The sequence below is a fragment of the Methanosaeta sp. UBA356 genome, from assembly GCF_002496465.1.
Classification (GTDB): domain Archaea; phylum Halobacteriota; class Methanosarcinia; order Methanotrichales; family Methanotrichaceae; genus Methanothrix; species Methanothrix soehngenii.
In genome coordinates this window covers 1-6,702 of the sequence record NZ_DAKC01000099.1, presented here as the reverse complement: position 1 = coordinate 6,702, position 6,702 = coordinate 1, and the positions used below count along the sequence as shown (strand labels likewise).

Below are 6,702 nucleotides of genomic sequence, written 5' to 3'. Positions count from 1 at the left end.
TCATTCAGAAAACCCGCGGTCAGTTTCTTCATGCCCTCTTTTCGATCTTTCACCTACGGGGAAAGAGTCCCGATCATAATCGGGACATCGATAAGATAATCATCTGCTATGTCGGATATATTCATGGCTCTGTATCCCTCCCAAAGTTTCGACGACTTGGGGATACAGGGCCAATTATAATATCTCATGAAGAAATAACTTGCTGTTATCTCGTGAAGAGCAAGTCAGTTCTTGTTACTGATATTTCTGAGAAATTTACAGCAAAAATGATACGCTACCTCTTTTTATGATTTTGCCATATTCTTTTTTCTAGTCAATCTCTCTAGGTATCTATGTCTTAAAGGATCAATATCTAATGATGATATTAATATTATATAAAAATTTTGGATGTTGAAGGTCGAGCAGGTTAATAAAAACCATCACAATAATTATAATTCTGGTGGTCCAACCGGGCAAATTGGGCCCATTACTCAGATGTCTGGGCCTCATTATAGCGGCAATCTTCCCTGCAATGCAGGTTAATCCAATGTTAATGGCTTCTTCCATCATAAAGATGAATTTGAGAAGCTAAACAGTTAAAAAATTAGATTCAATCAATATTGAGCAATAAAGATTGATATACCAGAGCAGCTACATTCTGATATAGTAGTGATGTACTAAAGGTATGGAAGCCTTTTAAGAGCTGTGATGGGGATACTTAATGGTTGTTGCGAAATACAGGCCTGCAATCAAGATCGTCCTCAAGCTCCTTGAGTGCATTTCAAAGGGCCAGTCAAAAGGCCGGGCGCTGAAGACCCATATAATTCAGTGCGCCAATCTGAAGACGACTTCGGCTGAGAAATATATCAATATGCTGAAAGATGCCGGATATATTGAGGAAAAGAGGCTTGCATGGGGGGCAAGAGAAGTAATAGTATTTGAGCTCACTCCCCTGGGCAAATCGAGATATGAATGGTTCAAGACCATCAATGATGAGCTCTTTGTACTAAATGAATGGGCGAGCGAGTGAGAATAATGGAAGATAATACCTCGGCAGATGCGGTATATGATCTAATAGAGCGCGTAGAACAGCAGAGAAAGCGGCTCGTTCTCATTGTTATGGTGGTCTCTATATCATCTCTGCTTGGCGTTTCAGTTAATGCTCTGGCACTAATGGTCTTTTCGCATCAAAAAAGATGTAGAATCGACCTGACCTTGCCCATTGACTGACTATATAAAAAGAACCAGAGGAATGATCTAACCAGCTTAAGCGTCGCCTGGATGGAGATTTTGGGCATGGACTCAGAGCTCCGGACTTGTAGGAATGGGGGGTGCAGGCGCTGGGAGAACACCGGTCTTCAGGAAAAATTGGTTATTTCTATCTGTGATTTTCTTTGTACCACAGTCTCAGTAATTTAACGCTGGTATCAATTACCATGAATCCTCCTATAAATATAGGTACTGTATGTATGCCTACATTTGAAAACATGCCGCTTGGTTCTACCGCGCAAGCGCATGTACAAAGACAAGATGCACTAATGACTCCGTTTGATATTGAATACATTTTTTCACCATTCATTTTTTGCATTTGTTATTGATAACCAATATGCCCATAGTTGTTGTGCTTGGTATAACATCATATATATACTAAAAGGTAATATGGCTAATCGTATAACAATTTCTATTGTTTTTACATTTTCTGCATAGCGTAATCTATATAATCCATCTAGTGTTACAATTGCCACTACTAGATAGAACAACGGATGGATACCTAGTTGGCCACCGGATATTAGTACAACTGAAAGATAGTATATTATTAGTACATTCAACACAGTCAATATAATAAATAATATATGTTGGAGATATTCAGTTATTGTTATTTTATTTATTCCGTGAGTCCTTAGTACATCAATCCCACCCCTAAACCAGCGTACTCGTTGTTTCCATAATTCTTTTAATGTTACCGGCACTTCGGTCCATGCCCGCATATCCATGCATGCGGTTGTTTTCCACCCCAGCTCTTTTAGGCATATTGTTAGTTCATAGTCTTCAGTGATGTTATTCTCATCATATATTCTGCCCCACTTATTTTTTACTTGTTGTAATGCGGCTGTTCGATAAACCGCGGCCATTCCATGTACTACTTTTATGGATCCAGCGGTTTCGATTCTTGAACTATCAAATGTCGCATATTCTATTCGTTGCAGGTGCCACCAGAGCAATTCACTCCATTTAGATGACATGATATCTTTTATTCCTGCTTTTGAACAAACCGCACCCAATTTCTTATCTTTATTTATTTCTTTTACGGCGTTTTCCAGCAATCTATGATCAATTATTGTGTCAGCGTCCTGTACTAAAATTAAATCATAATCCAGTAAGTATTTATCTAACGCTTGATTTAATGCACCAGACTTTTTGTGTACATTGTTTATAGTTTTTAGCGTATTTACTTCTAGCGATTGTGCCAATTGTTCTGTTTTATCCGTACAATTATCGCACACTACTAGGATATCTGTCTCGATGGTTTGATTTCGTATTCCATTTATGCATGAATCTAATGTCGGTTCCTCATTATGTGCTGGTACAATCGTTAGGATCTTCATATTCTTGCCTAATCACATACAAATCCGTTTTTTATCCACACTATGCAGCTTTTTTTAATTGTAATATTTCCTATCGATGGATCACACAACTCGTTAATTACTATCGAGTCGTTCCACCATTCAGTCATGTTTCCTTGATATACTGTCATATTGCATACATTTACAGTTACATTTTTCCCTAAATGTTGAGTAAATTCATCTTCACCAAATGCTATTCCGGTCAATACTATTGCTAAGATCATTGCTACTGTTGTTATGTTCATATTTCATTCCCTTTGCCTATCGATCCCGCCGCAACGCCCAGATTCTTTAACCTCATGGAAGATCCTCTGATTGGCTCTGTCTAGCAGAGATCTGATTGCGTGTTCAATGAGCTTTTTGGCGTATAAACGATGCAGAAGGCCAAGATCTGATGATATTGAATTATTTCCTATCATAATCTGAACTAAGGATGCATCCTGTCCTGGACAAAAGGATTTTTAACAGGAAGCAATCATACTCAGCAATCAACCGCACAAATGATACCTAGCGAAGGAAAGATGATCTATGTCTGAGCTCAAACCGGCCGCCTGGGGTGGCATGAGGGCACCTGCAATAATGCTGTTGACAGTCGCATTATTCTGCTCATCAGCAAGCGCCGAGTGCTATGTATGCACTTTTTTAGATAGTCTGGCAAAAGAGACGATCACCAGCATCTTATCAAGTGATTCCATTTCAGAAGCCGGGATAGCCGATTCCTCCGGCCAGCTAAATCAGGATGGAAATCCGGCTGTAACTGAGGATTCAGAGGATATGGTGGCCCCTTCCCGCGAGGTGCTTATAAACTCCTCAGATGTCACAGATAATATAATAATGCTGGATGGCAGTGACTATCCTGCCTCCTTCATACCGGGTGCAGTCCATATCTCATATCGGGAATTCGTAGATATCAACAATACCGCTTGCCTTAAGAACATCTCGGATATAGCCAGGATTCTGGGTGATGCCGGCATCTCCCGAACCGATCCTCTGGTGGTGTATGGCGAATGCCAGCCCTGCGGGGGAGGCCCCTCCACTGCTACCTACGTCTACTGGCTGCTTCGCTACATGGGCCATGAGGATATCAGAGTGCTTAACGGTGGGATAGATGCCTGGATGGGGGCGGGATTGCCCGTGGAAAACTCATCTGCAACCAGGCCTAAGAGCACCTATTCGCCCGCCTTCAGAGAAGATCTGTATGCCACCTATGATTATGTAAAGAGCGGCAAGGCTCAAATAGTGGATGCTAGATCGGTGGAGGAATTCGAGCACGGAACAATACCCCAGGCTATCAATATTCCCTATGATGAAGTCCTGGATGGAAAGATCATTCGGGCGGAGAGCGAGCTTGAGGGGATATTCAGCAACCTCACCAAGAATAAACCTGTGGTTGTGTTTACCACCACAGGAACTAAGGCCTCTGTGATATGGTTTTCTCTGGATATGCTCGGCTATGATGCCAAGATGTACACCTACAGGGACTGGCAGAGGGCAGAAAGGGATGAAAGAAGACAATTAGAGGAGATGAATCGATCAAAATGATTCATACACCACCCTCTGATCATATTTTTTAGACTTCTATTGTAATCTCTCTGCCCATATCTCTGGCAATACTTTTATGCTATTGGCCTCACTACTCTTGGCCCATGAGAATTATATCCTGGGAAGAGATGCAGGCTCTGGACGCCAACTGCCTGTATTTCGGTCTGCTTCCTCTCCAGCTGATGGAAAATGCGGGTGCTGCCATAGCCAGAGAGGTTGTCGCATCATCTCCGGGAAAGAGGGTCGCAATTGTGGCCGGCCGTGGCAACAATGGCGGCGATGCCTTCGTCGCTGCCCGCCATTTATCAGGCTATAATGCTACCGTTTACCTTTTGGGTCGCTCCCGCGATATATCCACTGAGGAGGCAAGGAGGAACTGGGAGATCCTGGGGCGCTTGCACTTGGATTTGCGAGAGATAAAGGATGCAGAGGACCTTATGCTCGATGAGTGCGACCTGATAGTAGACGCCATCTTTGGAACTGGGGTGAGAGGAAGGGTGGCCGGGCTGGAGGCGGAAGCAATCGATGCTATAAACTGTTCGGGAAAGAAGGTGCTATCTGTGGACATCCCCAGCGGCCTTGGGACCAATAAGACGGTGCGGGCTGATTATGTGGTCACATTTCACCGCCCAAAGCCGGATCTGGGGGAGAGGGTCATCGTGGCAGACATCGGCATCCCTCCAGGGGCCGAGCTTTTTGTAGGGCCGGGAGATCTGGGGCTGTTGAAGAAGAGGTCTTCAGAGAGCCATAAAGGGGATAGCGGCCGGATTCTGGTCATCGGCGGCGGCCCCTATACCGGCGCTCCTGCCCTCACCGCCCTCGCCGCTCTGCGAGCGGGCGCAGATATAGTCACAGTAGCTGCGCCGGCAAGGGCGGCAAAAACCATCTCCTGCTTCTCCCCTAATCTCATAGTGAGAGAGCTTTCAGAGGATCGCCTCTCTGCAAATGACCTGAAGCCTCTCCGGGATCTGATCGCCGCTCATGATGTGGTGGTAATGGGCATGGGATTGGGAAGACATCCCGATACCCGAGATGCCATTGCCAGCATAATTCCTCTGGCAGAGAAGGTGGTCATCGATGCCGATGCCCTCCTGCCGGGCCTTCCCTTAAAGGGTCTCATCACCCCTCATGCCGGGGAGTTTCAAAGGATCAGCGGCATATCCCTCATCGACCTGGACTATAAGGAGAGGACAGAGCTGGTAAGGGGCTATGCTCGGGAGAGGGGCGTGACCATTCTCCTCAAGGGAAAGGTCGATCTGATCACCGATGGAGAGATAGTTCGGGCCAATACCACCGGGAATCCGGGAATGACCGTTGGCGGGACGGGGGACGTGCTGGCGGGGATTGTGGCCGCCTTTTATGCCCGCACCTCCGCCCTGCGGGCAGCGAGCGCAGCAGCCTTTGTCAATGGCAGGGCGGGCGATCTGGTCTATCTGGAGAAGGGATTCGGTATGCTGGCCACCGATGTGGTGGAGATGATCCCTCAGGCCATGAGGCTTTAGGATGGGGCTGAGATAGAAAGACGGGAACCTGAAGGCAGGGATGGAATATAGACGAATTGAGGAATGGCAAGGGAATTGAGGCAAAGAGGATGAATGAAGAGGAAGGAGGGCATGGTGAGATCGCCGGGGCGGAAAAGCTGGAGGGCATGGTGGATATCACCTCTAAGCTGATAGTCTATAGAAAGGCCACTGCTGCTGGATCGATAAGGCTGAAGGAGTCCACCCTCCAGGCCATTAGAGGTGGGAAGATAAAGAAGGGTGATCCTCTGGCTACCGCCAGGCTGGCGGCCATACTGGCAGTCAAGGAGACTCCCCGTTTGATTCCTCTCTGCCACCCCATTCCCATAACCGGCCTGGAGGTTGGCCTTGAGCTGGAGGAGATGAGGGTCAGAGCCACAGTCACAGTGACATCAGTTGGAAGGACGGGGGTAGAGATGGAGGCCCTCACAGGGGTGAGCGCAGCTCTGCTCAACATCTGGGATATGGTCAAGTATCTGGAGAAGGACGAGACTGGCAACTATCCCGATACGGAGATTGAGGAGATCAGAGTGTTGGGGAAGGTGAAAGGGGAATAGCTCTCGGTGCAGGAAATCGTACTGCTCTTGCAGCAGGATGATATCGATATGATTGTGGCCAAGCTTCATTCTCGCCCGGGAACTGCTGGTCGCGGGCCTGAAGTGTCTGGGAATACCCAGCAGCGTTCCAGGTGGCGCTTTTTATGTGTTCTCGGATGTGTCCGCCTGTGGCGGAGGATATCTGTTCACCGAGAGGCTGCTTAAAGAGCCTCTCATCGCCGCCACACCAGGATCCGCCTTTGGGCCGAGTGGCGAGGATTACGTCTGCCTCTCCTATGCCACCAGCCAAAAAAGGATCCTTGAGGCTCTGGAGAGGATAGAGAAGAATATTATGTGAGGTCGGGCATAATTTCACTTCTCCACGATTGAGACCTCATCTTTCTTGGCTCCTCGCTATTTGGTGTGGGTTCGTGCGCTAGTCACAGGAATTCGACATTTTTTCATGATCCTCTGTGCGCTCTGTGACTCTGCGGTTTTATT

Annotated in this window: 8 protein-coding genes; 6 read left to right on the top strand and 2 right to left on the bottom strand. The window is 46.6% G+C overall.

What is annotated here, in order from left to right; translation table 11 throughout:
* Positions 1-700: 700 nt before the first annotated feature.
* Together BP727_RS09245 and BP727_RS09240 are read left to right on the top strand one after the other, a co-directional pair.
* A complete protein-coding gene (locus tag BP727_RS09245; RefSeq protein ID WP_013719219.1) occupies positions 701-1,009 on the top strand; it encodes a winged helix-turn-helix domain-containing protein in 309 nt (102 codons plus the stop codon).
* Positions 1,006-1,209, top strand: a complete 204-nt coding sequence (locus BP727_RS09240) for a hypothetical protein (RefSeq protein WP_286858484.1) — start codon at positions 1,006-1,008, stop codon at positions 1,207-1,209. Before BP727_RS09245 ends, BP727_RS09240 begins: the two co-directional genes overlap by 4 nt.
* Before the next feature lie 338 nt (positions 1,210-1,547).
* Here BP727_RS09240 and BP727_RS09235 read toward each other — a convergent pair whose 3' ends face one another.
* Positions 1,548-2,585 carry a glycosyltransferase gene (locus BP727_RS09235; RefSeq protein WP_013719220.1) on the bottom strand — a complete coding sequence of 346 codons (1,038 nt, stop codon included), beginning with the start codon at positions 2,583-2,585 and terminating at the stop codon, positions 1,548-1,550.
* An 8-nt stretch (positions 2,586-2,593) separates the two neighbouring features.
* Positions 2,594-2,848: a hypothetical protein gene (locus tag BP727_RS09230; protein WP_013719221.1), complete on the bottom strand. Its 255-nt coding sequence runs from the start codon at positions 2,846-2,848 to the stop codon at positions 2,594-2,596.
* Between the two features lie 283 nt (positions 2,849-3,131).
* Here BP727_RS09230 and BP727_RS09225 point away from each other — a divergent pair, with 283 nt between their 5' ends.
* The 4 genes from BP727_RS09225 (at position 3,132) to BP727_RS09210 (ending at position 6,559) form a co-directional block, all read left to right on the top strand.
* On the top strand, positions 3,132-4,145 hold the full coding sequence (locus tag BP727_RS09225; protein WP_286858481.1) for a sulfurtransferase: 1,014 nt from the start codon (positions 3,132-3,134) through the stop codon (positions 4,143-4,145).
* A gap of 104 nt (positions 4,146-4,249) precedes the next feature.
* Entirely contained in the window at positions 4,250-5,647 is a 1,398-nt protein-coding gene (locus BP727_RS09220; protein WP_286858479.1) for an NAD(P)H-hydrate dehydratase, read from the top strand.
* A 146-nt stretch (positions 5,648-5,793) separates the two neighbouring features.
* Positions 5,794-6,222, top strand: a complete 429-nt coding sequence (gene moaC, locus BP727_RS09215) for a cyclic pyranopterin monophosphate synthase MoaC (protein ID WP_342766278.1) — start codon at positions 5,794-5,796, stop codon at positions 6,220-6,222.
* A 52-nt stretch (positions 6,223-6,274) separates the two neighbouring features.
* Positions 6,275-6,559: a hypothetical protein gene (locus BP727_RS09210; protein WP_276620245.1), complete on the top strand. Its 285-nt coding sequence runs from the start codon at positions 6,275-6,277 to the stop codon at positions 6,557-6,559.
* The last annotated feature ends 143 nt before the right edge of the window (positions 6,560-6,702 follow it).

Excerpts from the sequence above, each read along its gene's own strand:
- BP727_RS09245 (WP_013719219.1), top strand. The coding sequence starts at position 701 with ATGGTTGTTGCGAAATACAGGCCTGCAATCAAGATCGTCCTCAAGCTC.
- BP727_RS09235 (WP_013719220.1), bottom strand. The coding sequence starts at position 2,585 with ATGAAGATCCTAACGATTGTACCAGCACATAATGAGGAACCGACATTA.
- BP727_RS09230 (WP_013719221.1), bottom strand. The coding sequence starts at position 2,848 with ATGAACATAACAACAGTAGCAATGATCTTAGCAATAGTATTGACCGGA.
- BP727_RS09225 (WP_286858481.1), top strand. The coding sequence starts at position 3,132 with ATGTCTGAGCTCAAACCGGCCGCCTGGGGTGGCATGAGGGCACCTGCA.
- BP727_RS09220 (WP_286858479.1), top strand. The coding sequence starts at position 4,250 with ATGAGAATTATATCCTGGGAAGAGATGCAGGCTCTGGACGCCAACTGC.
- moaC (WP_342766278.1), top strand. The coding sequence starts at position 5,794 with ATGGTGGATATCACCTCTAAGCTGATAGTCTATAGAAAGGCCACTGCT.